The sequence below is a fragment of the uncultured Ruminococcus sp. genome (assembly GCF_934476685.1).
GTDB lineage: Bacteria > Bacillota > Clostridia > Oscillospirales > Ruminococcaceae > Hominimerdicola.
Genome location: NZ_CAKSNX010000020.1, coordinates 1 through 15,243 on the forward strand (window position 1 = coordinate 1; position 15,243 = coordinate 15,243).

General features: G+C 43.6%; 13 protein-coding genes and 3 pseudogenes. 10 read left to right on the top strand and 6 right to left on the bottom strand.

Annotated elements, in window-relative coordinates:
* The first annotated feature begins 213 nt into the window (after window positions 1-213).
* The 4 genes from Q0E19_RS11085 to Q0E19_RS11100 all read left to right on the top strand — a co-directional run bounded on the left by Q0E19_RS11085 (window position 214) and on the right by Q0E19_RS11100 (window position 4,781).
* Window positions 214-2,661, top strand: coding sequence for a glycoside hydrolase family 2 protein (locus Q0E19_RS11085; RefSeq protein ID WP_294409599.1), 2,448 nt, complete (start codon window positions 214-216; stop codon window positions 2,659-2,661).
* A 171-nt stretch (window positions 2,662-2,832) separates the two neighbouring features.
* On the top strand, window positions 2,833-3,687 hold the full coding sequence (gene metF / locus Q0E19_RS11090) for a methylenetetrahydrofolate reductase [NAD(P)H] (RefSeq protein WP_294409600.1): 855 nt from the start codon (window positions 2,833-2,835) through the stop codon (window positions 3,685-3,687).
* A gap of 107 nt (window positions 3,688-3,794) precedes the next feature.
* Complete coding sequence (locus Q0E19_RS11095) at window positions 3,795-3,998, top strand: DUF1858 domain-containing protein (RefSeq protein WP_294409601.1); 204 nt, start codon at window positions 3,795-3,797, stop codon at window positions 3,996-3,998.
* Between the two features lie 102 nt (window positions 3,999-4,100).
* Window positions 4,101-4,781 (top strand): class I SAM-dependent methyltransferase, encoded by a 681-nt coding sequence (locus Q0E19_RS11100; protein WP_294409602.1) that lies wholly within the window; start codon window positions 4,101-4,103, stop codon window positions 4,779-4,781.
* 69 nt (window positions 4,782-4,850) lie between these two features.
* Here Q0E19_RS11100 and Q0E19_RS11105 read toward each other — a convergent pair whose 3' ends face one another.
* From Q0E19_RS11105 to Q0E19_RS11125, 5 genes and pseudogenes are all read right to left on the bottom strand, one after another.
* The gene (locus Q0E19_RS11105) at window positions 4,851-5,399 is read right to left on the bottom strand and encodes a zinc dependent phospholipase C family protein (protein WP_294409603.1); all 549 of its coding nucleotides are present in this window, start codon (window positions 5,397-5,399) and stop codon (window positions 4,851-4,853) included.
* Window positions 5,377-6,573 (bottom strand): glycosyltransferase family 4 protein, encoded by a 1,197-nt coding sequence (locus Q0E19_RS11110; RefSeq protein WP_294409604.1) that lies wholly within the window; start codon window positions 6,571-6,573, stop codon window positions 5,377-5,379. The genes Q0E19_RS11105 and Q0E19_RS11110 overlap by 23 nt, the downstream gene beginning before the upstream one ends.
* A gap of 149 nt (window positions 6,574-6,722) precedes the next feature.
* Complete coding sequence (locus tag Q0E19_RS11115; RefSeq protein ID WP_294409605.1) at window positions 6,723-7,580, bottom strand: EamA family transporter; 858 nt, start codon at window positions 7,578-7,580, stop codon at window positions 6,723-6,725.
* A 10-nt stretch (window positions 7,581-7,590) separates the two neighbouring features.
* Window positions 7,591-7,797, bottom strand: a pseudogene (locus Q0E19_RS11120) (helix-turn-helix domain-containing protein); the annotation flags it as partial.
* Between the two features lie 238 nt (window positions 7,798-8,035).
* A complete protein-coding gene (locus Q0E19_RS11125) occupies window positions 8,036-8,353 on the bottom strand; it encodes a hypothetical protein (RefSeq protein ID WP_294409607.1) in 318 nt (105 codons plus the stop codon).
* Between the two features lie 878 nt (window positions 8,354-9,231).
* Between Q0E19_RS11125 and Q0E19_RS11130 the strand changes: the two genes are divergently transcribed.
* From Q0E19_RS11130 to Q0E19_RS11955, 6 genes and pseudogenes are all read left to right on the top strand, one after another.
* The gene (locus tag Q0E19_RS11130; protein WP_294409608.1) at window positions 9,232-9,486 is read left to right on the top strand and encodes a hypothetical protein; all 255 of its coding nucleotides are present in this window, start codon (window positions 9,232-9,234) and stop codon (window positions 9,484-9,486) included.
* Between the two features lie 24 nt (window positions 9,487-9,510).
* Complete coding sequence (locus Q0E19_RS11135) at window positions 9,511-10,512, top strand: DUF6017 domain-containing protein (protein WP_294409609.1); 1,002 nt, start codon at window positions 9,511-9,513, stop codon at window positions 10,510-10,512.
* Between the two features lie 101 nt (window positions 10,513-10,613).
* Window positions 10,614-10,892, top strand: coding sequence for a hypothetical protein (locus tag Q0E19_RS11140; protein WP_294409610.1), 279 nt, complete (start codon window positions 10,614-10,616; stop codon window positions 10,890-10,892).
* On the top strand, window positions 10,892-11,368 hold the full coding sequence (locus Q0E19_RS11145; RefSeq protein WP_294409611.1) for a PcfB family protein: 477 nt from the start codon (window positions 10,892-10,894) through the stop codon (window positions 11,366-11,368). The genes Q0E19_RS11140 and Q0E19_RS11145 overlap by 1 nt, the downstream gene beginning before the upstream one ends.
* A 109-nt stretch (window positions 11,369-11,477) precedes the next feature.
* A complete protein-coding gene (locus Q0E19_RS11150; protein WP_365905068.1) occupies window positions 11,478-13,541 on the top strand; it encodes a VirD4-like conjugal transfer protein, CD1115 family in 2,064 nt (687 codons plus the stop codon).
* A gap of 333 nt (window positions 13,542-13,874) precedes the next feature.
* Window positions 13,875-13,997: pseudogene (locus tag Q0E19_RS11955) on the top strand (Maff2 family mobile element protein); the annotation flags it as partial.
* Window positions 13,998-14,048: 51 nt separating this feature from the next.
* Here Q0E19_RS11955 and Q0E19_RS11160 read toward each other — a convergent pair.
* Window positions 14,049-15,167 (bottom strand): annotated as a pseudogene (locus Q0E19_RS11160) (recombinase family protein); the annotation flags it as partial.
* Window positions 15,168-15,243 lie beyond the last annotated feature (76 nt).

A 15,243-nucleotide genomic window follows, 5' to 3' on the forward strand; every position in this document is an offset into this window, starting at 1 on the left:
AACTCTTTTTCCAAGCTTCTGCGTTTTTTATAGTTTTTTGTAACTTTTGTTGCCTTTATTGTGCGCCTTGGCGAAAAGCTATTGTTTCTCTTATATTATATACCTTATATATGCCGCTTTTCGTTTCTTTTCATCTTTTTTCACCAAATCTCTCTTGACTTTTGGCTGTATATACATCATAATAGTTTTATTGATTATTACGGAGGTCCTTATATGAAAATATACCTTAATGATAACTGGCTGATGTATAAGGAGAACAGTGCAGATAAATTCTCCTGTTCAGTTCCCTGCTCAGTCTATAAAACTCTTCTCGAAAATAAGATCATTCCCGACCCATATTATCGTGAGAATGAATATATCTCAACACAGGTCTGTGATGATGACTATACCTTTGAAAAGCATTTTGATATTACCGAATATCAGCTTGCCGCCGACAAGATCATTCTGCGCTTTGACTGCATAGATACTCTCGCCGATGTTATTCTTAATGGGGAAAAGCTGTTCTATTCAAATAATATGCACTGCACATGGGAATTTCCTGTTTCGGACAAGCTTACTGCTGGCAGCAATACTCTCATTGTAAAGATACATTCGCCTAACAGGTACTGTGCCGAAAAGCAGGCTGAACGTCCGCTCTGGGGACAGGATATGACTATGGCAGGCTATCCTCATATAAGAAAAGCTCATTGTATGTTCGGCTGGGACTGGGGTCCTGTACTCCCTGATATGGGCATACTCCGTGATGTTACACTGAATTTCTTCAACAGCGGCAAAATTAACAGCGTTTACTATTCGCAGGAACACACCGACGGCTCTGTTCTCCTCAGCTGCTGCGTTGACTTTAATGTATGGAAAAGTCCATGCAAGCTGCGCCTTAGAATAACTTCCCCTGACGGTTCTGAAACTGTTTCAGATATTACCGACGGCTATGTTCAGGTCAAAATAGATGATCCTCAGCTTTGGTGGGTAAACGGCTTTGGAGAGCAGCCTTTATATAATTGTACTGTTGAGCTGTGCGACGAAAGCGGAAACGTCCTTGACTTTGACTCCCAGCGTATCGGTCTGCGCACACTTACTATCTCGCAGGAAAAGGACGAATGGGGCGAAGAGTTCTGCTTTATAAATAATGGTGTAAAGATCTTTGCCATGGGCGGTAACTATATCCCCGAAGATCAGATAGTTTCACGCTGCTCAAAGGAAAGAACATTAAAACTCCTTGACGACTGCAAGGCTGCAAACTATAATTTCATTCGAGTATGGGGCGGCGGATATTACCCCGACAGCTATTTCTATGACTGGTGCGACGAAAACGGAATTATCGTATGGCAGGACTTTATGTTCGCTTGCTCCGCTTATCTCCTTACAGATGAATTCAGAACTGCCGTTTCAAAGGAGATAGAGGACAACGTTATCCGTCTGAGAAATCATGCCTCCCTCGGTCTGTGGTGCGGAAATAACGAAGTTGAGTCCGCTTGGGAATACTGGGGACTGCCAGAGGACAGAGAGGCAAAGCGTGACTATATCATTCTCTTTGAGGACATCATACCGAATATACTCAAAAAGCTCGACCCTGCGGGAAATACCTTCTATTGGCCTTCATCACCTTCATCCGGCGGCGGCTTTATGGACGCATCTTCAAACCACGCAGGCGATATGCATTACTGGGACGTATGGCACAACTTCAAGCCTATCGAGGCTTTCAGAGAATTCTACTACCGTTTCTGCTCTGAATACGGTTTTGAATCTCTCCCCGATATAAAAACTATCCGCAGCTTTGCTGACGAATCTAAGGGAGATTTTGATCTCTGTTCAAATGTTATGGAGGCTCATCAGAAATGCACACAGGGCAATGAGAAGATAATGTACTATCTCGCTCAGATGGTCAATTATCCATATGATTTCAAGCGTCTTATCTACTGTTCACAGATAGTGCAGGCGGACTGCATACGCTCAAATGTGGAGCATATGAGAAGAGCAAGAGGAAGATGTATGGGTTCAGCCTACTGGCAGATAAATGACTCCAACCCTGTTATAAGCTGGGCAGGAATAGACTATTTCGGACGCTGGAAAGGTCTGCATTATTACGCAAGAAAATTCTATGCCCCTGTACTCCTCTCCGCAGACGATACCGACCCGTTAAGACCTGTGCTGAATATCTCAAATGAAACTCCTAGCGAACAGGCTCTCACAGTATCCTGCCGTCTGAGAAACAACAAGTCCGAGATATTAGCCGAGTTTACAGAAGAAGTTTCCGTTCCAGCCGTCAGCGCCAAAAACGTTATGCAGCCTGACCTCTCCGAATATATCCGCTCAGATTCAGACAAGCGTACAATGTATATCGAATACACCCTTGAACGTGACGGCGAGATGATCTCCTGCTCAACTACGCTCTTTGTGCGCCCGAAGAATTTTGAATTTCTCCCGTCAGGACTTTCATTTGAAGTCAAGGATAATACAGACAGCTTTGAACTTACATTCACAGCTGAAAATTATACAAAGAGCGTCTGCCTTTCATTAAAGGACTATGACGTTATCTTCTCCGACAACTGGTTCGATGTTCATGGCAGCAGACCTGTTACAGTGACCATACCAAAGAATGAAGAGCTTTCCGCCCTATCCACAGAGGATATCCGCAGCCAGCTTGACATTATGGTTTACTGATTCGCTTTCAGTCAGAAATATTCAGCCATAGTTTAAAACTATATCATTTTATAACAATAAAGTTATTGCCTATATCAGATTTTTGTGCTATAATATAAATACTTAATTCATATCAATATACTAGGTTAACTGATATAAGATATAATGATTACAAATAAAGGAGTTAAAATAATGAATACCAGCAAGCTTTTTGAAACAAAATCCACGCTGTCCTTTGAGGTATTCCCACCGAAAAGCACAACACCTGTTGAAAGCATTTACAAGACCATAGACGGACTTTCCCCACTCAATCCTGATTTTATCAGCGTTACATACGGCGCAGGCGGAAGCACAAACAATGCGACCATAAGCATATGCGACGTAATAAAGAACAAATATGGTATCGAGGCTGTTGCGCATCTTCCATGCATAAACCTTACAAAAGAAAAGGTCCTCTCTGAACTTGAGGAAATGAAAAAGTGCGGCATAGAAAATATCCTTGCCCTCCGTGGTGATATAAACCCCGATATAGAACCAAAGAATGATTTTAAGTATGCCTCTGAGCTTGTTGATTTTATCAAACAGCACGGCGACTTCAATATCATAGGCGCTTGCTATCCGGAGGGACACCCTGAAGCACCGTCTATTGTCGAGGATATCCACCACCTTAAAGAAAAGGTAGACGCAGGCTGCTCACAGCTCATCTCCCAGCTTTTCTTTGACAATGAGGATTTCTATTCATTCAGAGAAAAAACAGCTATCGCAGGCATAAATGTTCCAATCGAAGCAGGAATAATGCCTGTTACAAACCGCAAGCAGATAGAAAGAATGGTAACTCTCTGCCACGCAAAGCTGCCTAAAAAATTCGTCACCATTATGGAAAAATATGAGGACAACCCTGTGGCAATGAGAGATGCAGGTATCGCATATGCAGTTTCACAGATCGTAGACCTTATTGCAAACGGCGTAAACGGTATCCACCTTTATACAATGAATAACCCTTATATCGCAGAAAGAATATCCAGCGCAGTAAAGAGCCTTTTCTGATTTTTATCGTTTTAATTATTTTCGCTCTTTTCACTCTTTTCCCTCTTGCTTTTAGTTGAAAAATAGGTTATACTATAAGTATAAATTTCTGATAGGAGGACTTTAAAATGGCATTTACAGTAACTAAGGATACAATTATCGGCGATATTATGGACGCTGACGAAAATACAGCTCCATTCTTTATGGAAATGGGTATGCATTGCCTTTACTGCCCTGCTTCAAGAGGAGAAACTCTCGAACAGGCTTGCGAGGTACATGGTGTAAGCTGCGATGATATGGTAGCAAAGCTCAACGCTCATTTCGCAAAGTAAACTTATGATACTATCATAAATTCATAAGATAAAATAATATCACTTTTCAGCCGCAGTCCTGTAAGGGTTACGGCTGATTTAATGTATAAAGGACGGAATTTTATGGATAAAAGGCTTTTGACCTGCGTCAGACTTTGCAAAGGCAGAATAATTGCCGATATAGGAACAGACCATGGCTATCTGCCGTGCTATATGGTAACAGAGGGACTGTGCGACAAAGCATATGCCTGTGACGTTGCCCCAATGCCGCTGGAAAGCGCAAGACAGCATATAAATTCGCAGGGACTATCCGACAAAATACAGCCTGTTCTTTCAGACGGACTGAAAAATGTCCCCTCTGACGGCATAACCGACGTTGTCATCGCAGGAATGGGAGGAGAGCTTATCTCGGCTATCCTTTCCGACTGTGACTGGATAAAAGATCCCTCAGTGAACCTTGTTCTCCAGCCTATGACAAAATGGGACGTGCTGAGAAAATGGCTTTACGAAAACGGCTTTGAGGTAACAAAAGAACTCCCCTGCTGCGAAGGTAAATTCACATATTCGGTGATACAGTGCCATTTCACAGGTGCTGAACCCGAATACAAATGCGGACTAAGATATCTTTACTGCGGATCGGTGGACTCTTCCTCCGAGGACGGAAAAGCCTATATCTCCCGTCAGGCGAAAAGACTTTTCACCGCAGGAAACGGAATGGCAGGTTCTGACGATGCGGACAAAAAGGAACTTTCCGCACAAATGCTCGCACTTTCCGCCGAACTTGAACAGGAATTAAAGCAATAAATAAAAAAACAAGCCGTACTGACGCAACACATCAGCACGGCTTTTATAATATCATAAATATCATGAACTCTATGGCTGTATCACCGAATTATTGCGGCCATATGAAATACCGGTATCTGCGGCAGGGGTATGTGTTTTCCTCGGACAGTATGCTTTCACGCACACTCCCATTGACGCTCTTACCGCAAAGGTCAGATCTGTATCAAAATCATATCTTTTGCTGTTAAAATAACCTTTCAGCACACCTGTCAGCTCCTGACTCCTGCCGAATACAGCGCATTCTTTTTTCAGCCTCTCATAGTTTTTCACAGTATATTGGTTAAGCTCACGCTCATAAATAATATGTTCACGCACATTGCCTATCTTATTGTCGGCATGAACCGAACAGCAGAAGTCGCTTACATAATGCGCCATTTTGCCGTAAGTCAGCAGTGCATAAAACGAGTTTCTCCCCGATAAATGCTCCAGCTTTTTCTGAACATATTCACCGGAGCTTGCATAAAAATGACGGTGTATGAACTGCATCGGCGACAGATCGGGTATAAGTGAACCGATACAGAATATATTCCTTTCCCAGAATGAAAAGCCGCTGTTTTCAGCCGCAATTTTCGCAATCATGAAATGCGTCCTCAGCTTCATAACGTTCCCTCTTTTCCAATACATCTTTGTACAGGCTTTCTATATTCTTTGCAAATTCCTCAGCAGAATATCTTTGCGCAGTCTTAACTGCATTTTCAGACATTTCCCTATACATCTCTTTACTATCAAGAATATTCTCCGTCAGCTGTTTAAATTCATCAAAGTCTGTATACTGTCCTCCGTTTTCACCATCTGAGATAACTCCGTTCAGACAGTCATCTTTTCTGCATACCGCAGGAAGCCCGCTTGCCAGCGCCTCAATATATGTCAATCCCTGAGTTTCGCTCTGAGATGCACTTAAAAATATATCTCCCATTTTGTAATATGCCGCTATCCTGTCGGGAGCGACCGCTCCTGTGAAAATAACTCTTTCGGATACTCCCTCGGTTTCAGCAAGCTCTTTTAGCGTACTTAGATAAGGTCCTCCGCCGACTATTACAAAAACCGTATTCTCCATATCAAGCCGCTTGAAATATCTGATAAGCTCGCCGATATTTTTCTCCTTCGCCGCCCTGCCTATCGTGATAAGTACCCTGCTGTTAAGCGGTATGCAAAGGCTTTTCTTCAGTTCGTCTATGGTTTCCTGCGGTATATCCTCGGAAAACTTTTCAAGATGCAGTCCTGTCGGTATTACCTGTATAGGCTGCTGTACGCCGTAGCCTTTAAGCATTTTTTCTATCTTGCAGCTTGGGGCAATGACCGCCTGCGTGTGGTCAAGCAGCCTTCTCGTCATCATACTTACCGCCTTCCGCCCCAGCGTAATGCTCGGCGAGAAATAATGGGTATAGTTTTCATAGACCGTATGGTAAGTGTGTATGATCGGGCAGCCGACCTCAGCCACTATCTTTTTCGCCATTATAAAAGATGTAAATTCCGACTGAGAGTGGATAATGTCAGGCTTCCAGTCTATTATTTTCTGCAAATTTTTCTGACGTATGCACAAAGCCGCCCTTGCTCCGCTGTATATCTTGTTCACGCTTACCGAACCTATCCTGCATACATCTTCGCTGTCTGTGCAATGAATGTTTTCGGACGGGCAAAGTATTTTTACCTCATGCCCACGTCTGCGCAGTTCATTTTCGAGATTAAGTATAGATGTAACAACACCGTTTATCATAGGTACATAACAATCAGTCGTAATAAGTACTTTCATTTTCATCTTGCCCTCCTCTGTTTTCTGATATTATTATACCCCACTATGATAAACTGAAACTACCCTAATGTTAAACAGGAGATAAAATGAAGTTAAAACTTGTGTAAAAAAATGCGCACACCCGAAAGTGTACGCATTGAACCTAAATATCATATTACCAGCAGCAATGTTCCCGCCGTCATCAGGATAAGACCGAGAACAGCTTTTTTCGTAAGCTTTTCTCTAAGCACAAAATAAGAAAATACTATTGTCACAAGTATGCTCAGCTTGTCGATAGGAACAACGACGCTCGCCTGACCGTCCTGCAAAGCCTTGTAGTAGCAAAGCCACGATAATCCCGTAGTCAGTCCCGACAAGCAGATAAACAGCAGATTCCGTTTGCCGATATCCTTGAGTTCACCCTGTTTTCCCGTTACAAAGACCATTATCCAAGCCATGATAAGCACCACAACTGTTCTTATAGCCGTTCCGAGATTTGAGTCGATACCGCTTATTCCTATTTTGCCAAGTATCGACGTAAGGCTCGCAAACACTGCCGAAAAAGCCGCATACCAGAACCAGCCGAATCCTTTGGTTTCCTTGTCCGACTGCTTTTTGGTTATCATAAGATATGTACCTGCCGCAATAAGGAGCATACATACTATCTTCAAAGCACTCAGCTTTTCGCCAAGTACGATAAAAGCAAGCAGCATAGTCAGCACCGTACTTGATTTATCAATAGGCGCTACCTTGTTCACATCACCTATCTGCAAAGCCTTGAAGTAGCAAAGCCAGCTGCCGCCTGTCGCAAGTCCCGACAGGATAAGAAACAGCAGCGTTTTCCCTGTAATACTCCCTATCTCATGAACTCCGCCCGTAATGAATGCCATGAGCCATGAAAAGATCAGTATGATTATCGTCCTTATGGCAGTCGCCGCCGTAGAGTCGGTATTTTTTATACCTATCTTTGCTAAAATAGCGGTAACTCCCGCAAAAAAAGCTGAACCAAACGCAAACGTCAGCCACATAATTTATCACCTACGCCTTGAAACGATATCCTGCGCCCCACACAGTTTCTATGTAGTGCGGATCTGACGGATCGTCCTCTATCTTTTCACGAAGTCTGTTGATATGGACTGCCACAGTTGCATTGTCCCCCAATGCGTCCATACCCCATATCCGCTCATACAGCGTTTCCTTATCGAACACCATATCTGCGTTGGTCACAGGGAAAAGCAGCAACTTGATCGTTTTTATCTTCTGTAAATACTGAACACTCTCGAATTGCAATTTACTTTACATAGTTTGAAAGATTTTTTCTTTGAGTCGCTTTTCAAATAGCGACTTGTTACTATTAGTTTAGGCAATTAATCAGTTCTCCTTATGTTATATCTTTACAATTGTATATTTAAAATCACCGTAATCTGACTTTGTTGAATCAATTATAGTTTCAATACGTTTAATATCTTTAACGAAGTCATACCTACCCATATCCTGAGCACCATGATTTTTTTAGGATATATATTTCTCCATCTATATTTACTTCATTACATTTGTTCGTTTTACATCTTGTTTTATATTTCAATTCTATAGGAATTATTTTTCTACCCACGAAAACTACAATATCAATGTGCATAGCTCTATTATTCAAATTCAGACAGTACTCTAACCGAACTTTTGCATCAGAATATTTTTGTTGAATTTTCCATGCTAATGCAAATTGAAAGTCAGCTTCAGAATGAAACAGATTTCTTTCACCTGATAGTTCTTTCATAATTGAACTACTATCAATTCCATTCATAATTATATCTCCCAAATGGTATTTTCATAATTTTATCATGCTACGCAAATTATGTCAAGCCTAAAAAAGCGGTAGCAGTACTTAGATCAATCCTACTGATACTCCACCGCATCTTCGTAATAAATAATGCTGTTGTTCTTCGCACTTCATTTACACACAGGGCGCCACCTTAAAGCAAAAAAATAATAAGTGCAGTTCTCAATTTCTTAAACTACACCTATTATTTGCGCCGCTAACCGACGTTGAACACGGTTCAAGTCCGATTGCGCCACCTTAAAGCAAAAAAATAATAAGCGCAGTTCTCGATTCCTCGAACTACGCTTATTATTTGGTGCCGCTAACCGGACTTGAACCGGTACGGATTTTACTCCGAGGGATTTTAAGTCTTTAAATCGGTGAAGCGTTTTAATTTCTTTTGTGGTCTTTTGTTCCCTTTTGTGCCCGATTTTTCGAGCTTTTTGAGTATCAAAAATTGAAAAACACCGAATTACAGCAGCTTTCAAGAATCATAAAAAACCATGTTTTTTGGTAGACTTTCGGTAGATTTGTGGTAGACAAAAGCCGATAACTTGACTTGGTAGACCTACGGTAGACACACGAAATAAATTTAGTTCCCTGCGAAAAATGCCGATTTTTGTAGAAGAAATTGGCACAAAGGATAGGAAATGTCTCGTGTATTTGCCACACAAGAAAATGATAATCTATTGTTACAGATAAAGCGGATCTGTGCTTTTGACCTCTAAAATTCAATCAAAAAAGCAATCATTCAGCGGACGATGTTCCATATAATTGGAGCGTTGTCCGCTATTTTTATGCCTGAAAATCGAATATCACGTCTGCTGTTTTAGTTATGCGTAATGAAAAATAGGAGGTTTTTTATGTCTGAACGCCAAATCATCACGATCAGCGATGACAAGCTGTCCTGCGAAGCAACAGCTATTCTGCTGAGAATGCTCAATTTTCCCGATACAGACTATCATACCGCAAAGGAGCTTTGTCCGTTCTTTGAGAATGATTCTCTGAGAACTATCAGGAACGCTCTGAACGAACTTTACGATGCAGGCTACCTCCGATGCAGCGGTAAGACCTATATGGTCAATAAGCTCAGGATCACGCAAATGAAGCTCGCTTGAGCTGAAAACAGGAGGTGAATGGATATGTCTGCTAAGAAAACAAAAAAGGTCAAAACAACACCGTCATCGGTGTGCCGTGTCAATAAAAATGCAAACTATACCGTAATGAGCAACTATCATCTGCGGTCAACGAACCTCAGTCTGAAAGCGATCGGACTTCTGAGTAAAGTTCTTTCCTTGCCGGAGAATTGGGATTACTCTATCTCAGGTCTGACTGCGATCTGCAAAGAGAAAGAAACAGCAATCAAGGCAGCATTGGACGAACTGAAGCATTGGGGGTATCTCAATGTGACTAAGCTGATGCCGAATGAAACGAACAGCGGTCGGATCGAGTATGTCTATGACTTCTATGAGTATTCCGAAAAAGATACGCCTGATGCTGACCAGGACGATGATGATACATATGCCAAAGTAAGCTCCGTAAAAAAAGCACCGCAAGGGGCAGAAAAACAAGGCATAGAAAATCTACCCCTTGAAATTCTACCCATAGAAAAACAAGCGGTAGAAAATCAGGGGCAAATAAATACTAAGAAGATAATAAATAATAATCAAATACGGAGTGATCAAGTATCTATCGATCAATCCCACTCCGACAGCGAAAAAGCTGCTGAAAGACAGACAGACGGACGGATTGACGGATATATCTGCGAAAAAGAGATTTATACCGAAGTAGTGAAAAACAACATCGACTTTTCCTACTTTGCAGAATGGCTCGGTGATGAGGAAGAAGCTGAGGAGATCATTCAGATGATCGTTCGGCGGATATGCTCCAGAAAGAAAACAGAGCGTATCTGCGGACAGGATTTTCCCAGAGAAGTTGTCAAGTCCACTATGCTAAAGGTTGATATAAACGTCCTTGAAAATGCGATTGAGCAGATGAAGCGTGCAGACAATGTGCGAAACTATGAGAGTTATCTTATCAGCACTCTGTTCAACGAAGCCAACGGCAAGCGGTTCAAGGAAAATGCTGAGGGACGGTGGGCTGAGTATGCTGTCAAAAGAGATTTTGGCGTTTATGATGACTGAACGTTCCTGAGAGGGGGTGGTGGCTATGGGTGCGAATAAGAAACCGGACGTAGCTGCTTGAAAGACGGCAAATGAGCTTTTTGGAAAGGAAGGTGAAGATCATGGCTAAGTCTATTCTGACACCGGAGGGCGATCTCATCAACTACGATAACCTGATTGCGGTCAGCGTCGAGGTGCGTTCTGTCGGTGTCGATGATGAGCATACGGAAGATGCTTACTGCATTGTTGGTACTGATGTGACCAACAGGGAGAATCTGCTTTATCACTCGTCCGACTACGATAAGGTGATGAGTGTCCAGGGCGATATTGCCCGTTGGCTCCAGAGTGAAGCATTTTCCACTTTTGAGATGCCGACCGCAGACGAAGGTGGTGATGCCTGATGCCTTCGGACTATGAGAACGGTGCGAAGAAAACCATTGATATTTCGATTAAAGCGGAGAAAATGACTGCTAATGTGCTGAAATCGGCATTGCGGGAGTTTATGTCGGGCAAGGCAGAGAAAAAAGGGCGAATGACCTACAAGCAGTTGCAGACGAAGTCGCCGTCCAAGCTCGACAGCATTGAGGTTTCAGACCGAAATATCGGGGATTTCCTGAAAACCGCACGAAAATACGATGTGGATTTTGCTTTGAAAAGAGATAAAAGTACCCAGCCGCCGACCTATCATGTTTTCTTTTCCGCTGCCAAAACGGAAAATTTCAAGAGAGCATTTTCGGAGTATCTCGGCAAGGGACAGGGCAAATCGCAGAAGCGTGGTGAGTTCACTCGTGAGCAGATGCAGCAGCAGGCTCAGAAACTCCGGAGCAAACCTTGCAAACAGAAACAGAGAGAGAAAACAATGGAGAACAGACGATGATCTACGGCTATTTCATGCCTACACCCGTTCCACGGGCAAGGGGCGATGATGTTTTTACAGCGATTTTTGATGCCGATACCAACAGAAAGGAAATGTCTGCAAATTGCAGATCGACACGAGAAAACTCAAAAAGCTGATCATCAAGACTATTCCCTATGTCGCTTTCTCTTATGTGGGTAACCTGATCGGCTTTGCGTACCGAACCGCTGAGGGCAACGGCTTTCAGGAAAAGCTTCTGCCTTTCATGAGTAATCTCGGTGTGGCATTTGCAAGAATCTTTCCAAGTTTACACCCGTTTGATCTTCTTATCGGCTTGGGTTTGGCGGGAGTAATGAGGCTCGTCCTCTACGTCAAGTCGAAAAACAGGAAGAAGTTCCGCCAGGGTGAGGAGTACGGCTCTGCCGTATGGGGCGGTGAAAAGGATATTGAGCCGTATATGGACTTATCCTGCCCCGAAAACAATGTCATTCTCACACGGACGGAATCTCTCACAATGGGCAAGCCCTCTGCACCGAAGTTTGCGAGAAATAAAAATATCCTCGTTATCGGTGGTTCAGGTTCAGGTAAGACACGATTTTTCGTTAAGCCGAACCTGATGCAGATGCACTCCTCCTATGTAGTGACCGACCCGAAAGGCACGGTGCTTGTAGAGTGCGGTAAGATGCTTGAACGGGGCCGCCCGAAAAGAGTTAACGGAAAAGTTGTGTACCGCAGGGACGATAAGGGAAACTATCTCAAAGACAAAAATGGCAGATATATCCCTGTTTATGAGCCTTACAAAATCAAAGTGTTCAACACCATTGACTTCGCAAAGTCGATGCACTACAATCCGTTCGCTTACATCTCAAAGAAAAACCGTGAGAAGGACATTCTCAAATTCGTGGAAGTGCTTATCAAAAACACTTCTTCCTCTCAGCAGCCGTCCGGCGATGACTTTTGGGTGAAAGCGGAGAAACTGCTCTATACTGCGTATATTGCACTTATTTTCGCTATGTACCCCGAAGATCAATGGAACTTTGAAACGCTGATCGACATGATAAACGCTTCGGAATGCCGTGAGGACGATGAGGAGTTCAAGAATGCGATAGACATTGAGTTTGAGATCGTGGAGTGCTGGCTGAACGGCACAAAGCACGAAGATCCCGAAGTCATGGCAGATTACGGTGACATCTTTGAAACAAAACCCGATGCCGAACAACGGCGAATGGGTGCATTTGCACTCAAACAATACAAGGCATATAAGTTGGCGGCAGGAAAAACAGCTAAGTCTATCCTTATTAGCTGCAGCACCCGACTTGCACCTTTTGCAATAGATGAGGTCTTGGAGATCACCTCCTACGATGAGCTGCACCTTGACAAGCTCGGTGACGAGCTGAGTGCACTTTTTATCATCATCTCCGATACTGATGCCACATTCAACTTTCTTGTGGCTATCATGTATTCCCAGCTATTCAACCTTTTGTGTACCAAAGCGGACAATTCAAAGGGTGGAAAGCTGACCTATCATGTACGCTGTTTGTTAGATGAGTTTGCGAATATTGGTGAAATTCCGCAGTTTGAGAAGCTCATAGCGACGATCCGAAGCCGTGAAATCAGTGCGTCGATCATCTTGCAAGCTAAGAGCCAGCTAAAGGCTATATATAAAGATAATGCAGATACGATTGAAGGCAACTGTGATACGATGCTGTTTTTGGGCGGCAAGGAGAAGTCCACGCTGAAAGAGATATCCGAAAGTCTCGGTAAAGAAACTATCGACAGTTTCAACACCTCTACCAACCGTGGACAATCGGAGAGCTACGGAATGAACTATCAGAAGCTCGGAAAAGAGCTGAAATCTCAGGACGAACTGGCGGTCATGGACGGCGGTAAATGTATCCTGCAAGTGCGAGGAGTGCGTCCGTTCTTCTCGGACAAGTTTGATATTACCCGTCATAAGCAGTACCCTATGCTGTTAGATGACAATCCTGAGCAGGAATTTAACATCGAAAACTATGTGAGTAACCGAAGAGAGATGCGTTTGAAACTGCCCAAAGGAGAACGTTTTTCGGCTTATGGTGTGGATATGACAAACGCCGGACAGGAAGTTACAACAGTATCAGCAAAAGAAAAAGATAAAGCTGGTACTGCAATATCTGAGGAAACCGAAGAAAAAGAGATATATGTCGGCTTTTAACTCAGACAGTGAAGAAACCGAATAAAGGCAATACCGCACGATCTTTGTGTGGTATTGCCTAAAAAAAGAATCGGTTGAAGCTGCGGACAATTATTACTTTATTTTTTTGAGGGAGACTTTTTACCTATGAACGAACTGAATATTTCTGCGGTCGATGCAACCACAATGGAGACAGCAGCCACTGCCTCTGCACCGAAGCACAAGTGGCTCTCTAAGCTCACCCGTGGTGCAAAGAAGGCAACCATGTTCTGCACGATCGCAGGCGTTATGGCATCTACCTGTGTAACTCAGGCATTTGCAGCAGGCACGGGTGCTGTTGATACTTCTTCTTTCATTTCTACTGCTTGTACCGTACTCAAGAGCGTTATCTGCCTGATCGGTGCAGGTGTCGGTGTATGGGGCGTTGTAAACCTTCTGGAAGGTTACGGTAATGATAATCCCGGTGCGAAAGCACAGTAGTGATATAGAAGTTTTTTCTCCCTTAGTGTAGTCGCATAACATCGTCGGTTATGCGACCTTTTTTCCATATTTACCTGTTTCAACTGAAATCGTGGACACCGCCACATCAAAGCGGAAGTGTATCTCAATATCCTGCACACGCTTTCCGCTGGACTTGTCGGGTTCGTGGACGATGATCTTGTCAACCAGTTCGTGCATGATCTCAGGCGTGAGCTTTTCGATATGCTCATACTTGTGTACGACTTTCAGAAAAGCGGTAACATCGGAGGACTTCTGTTCCGCACCGTCAATCAGGGTTGTAAGTTCCGCAACAGTGGCTTTCAGCTTTGCCTGTTCGTCCTCATATCCTGCCGACATCATTGTGAAACGCTCATCGGAGAGCCTGCCGAGGACATTATCCTCATAGAGCCTTGTGAACAGCTTGTCCAGTTCAGCGATACGCTTTTCAGCCTGTTTCAGCGTTTTCTTTGCTTTTGTAAGTTCCGAGGATTTCCGCTGAACGGAATTGCTCATAGCGGTCTGGATAAACTCGTCTTCATTAGCCTTGACCATTGCAAGGAGCTTGTTCAGTTCACCGAGGACTATCTCGGTGAGGACACAAGTGCGGATATAATGCACAGTGCATTTGTTCTGTTCCTTTGCGTAGGTGGAGCATCTCATGTGTTCCTGTTCAGGGCGCTCATTCTTGCGACGGCTCAGGTACATCTTCTCTCCGCAGTCGGCACAGTACACCATTCCTGCAAAGGGATTGACCGTCTGCATTTTCTGCGGTCTGCGCTTGTGCTTGCGAAGCTCCTGCACCAAGTCAAAGGTTTGCTGGCTGATGATAGGCTCTTGCGTATTCTCGAATATCTGCCACTCGTCCTGCGGATTATAGACTATCTTGTGAACCTTGTAGGACTTCATTTTCGTTCTGAAATTGACCGTGTGACCACAGTATTCAAGGCGCTCAAGAATATGGGTGATCGTGTTTGCACCCCAGCGGTATGTTTTAGCATTGTGTCTGCCGTTGTCACGACCTTGCGATAATGCGTAGGCGGTCGGCGTAGGGATACCCTGTTCGGTCAAGATACGGGCAATTTGCACCGGACCGTAGCCGGCAATGCAGAGCTTGAAAATCTTGCGTACCACCTCAGCGGCAGGCTCATCAATTACCCACAAGTTCTTTGTATTGTCAACCCCAAATAGTACAGAAATTATTTAGCCGAATGGGAAGCTTTGAATTGAACAGGAGAGAGATAAC

Coding starts and splice junctions, on each gene's coding strand:
- Q0E19_RS11140 (WP_294409610.1), top strand. CDS start 10,614: ATGGCTAAGTCTATTCTGACACCGGAGGGCGATCTCATCAACTACGAT.
- Q0E19_RS11145 (WP_294409611.1), top strand. CDS start 10,892: ATGCCTTCGGACTATGAGAACGGTGCGAAGAAAACCATTGATATTTCG.
- Q0E19_RS11115 (WP_294409605.1), bottom strand. CDS start 7,580: ATGTGGCTGACGTTTGCGTTTGGTTCAGCTTTTTTTGCGGGAGTTACC.
- Q0E19_RS11105 (WP_294409603.1), bottom strand. CDS start 5,399: ATGATTGCGAAAATTGCGGCTGAAAACAGCGGCTTTTCATTCTGGGAA.
- Q0E19_RS11125 (WP_294409607.1), bottom strand. CDS start 8,353: ATGAATGGAATTGATAGTAGTTCAATTATGAAAGAACTATCAGGTGAA.
- Q0E19_RS11095 (WP_294409601.1), top strand. CDS start 3,795: ATGGCATTTACAGTAACTAAGGATACAATTATCGGCGATATTATGGAC.
- Q0E19_RS11085 (WP_294409599.1), top strand. CDS start 214: ATGAAAATATACCTTAATGATAACTGGCTGATGTATAAGGAGAACAGT.
- Q0E19_RS11135 (WP_294409609.1), top strand. CDS start 9,511: ATGTCTGCTAAGAAAACAAAAAAGGTCAAAACAACACCGTCATCGGTG.
- Q0E19_RS11100 (WP_294409602.1), top strand. CDS start 4,101: ATGGATAAAAGGCTTTTGACCTGCGTCAGACTTTGCAAAGGCAGAATA.
- Q0E19_RS11130 (WP_294409608.1), top strand. CDS start 9,232: ATGTCTGAACGCCAAATCATCACGATCAGCGATGACAAGCTGTCCTGC.
- metF (WP_294409600.1), top strand. CDS start 2,833: ATGAATACCAGCAAGCTTTTTGAAACAAAATCCACGCTGTCCTTTGAG.
- Q0E19_RS11110 (WP_294409604.1), bottom strand. CDS start 6,573: ATGAAAGTACTTATTACGACTGATTGTTATGTACCTATGATAAACGGT.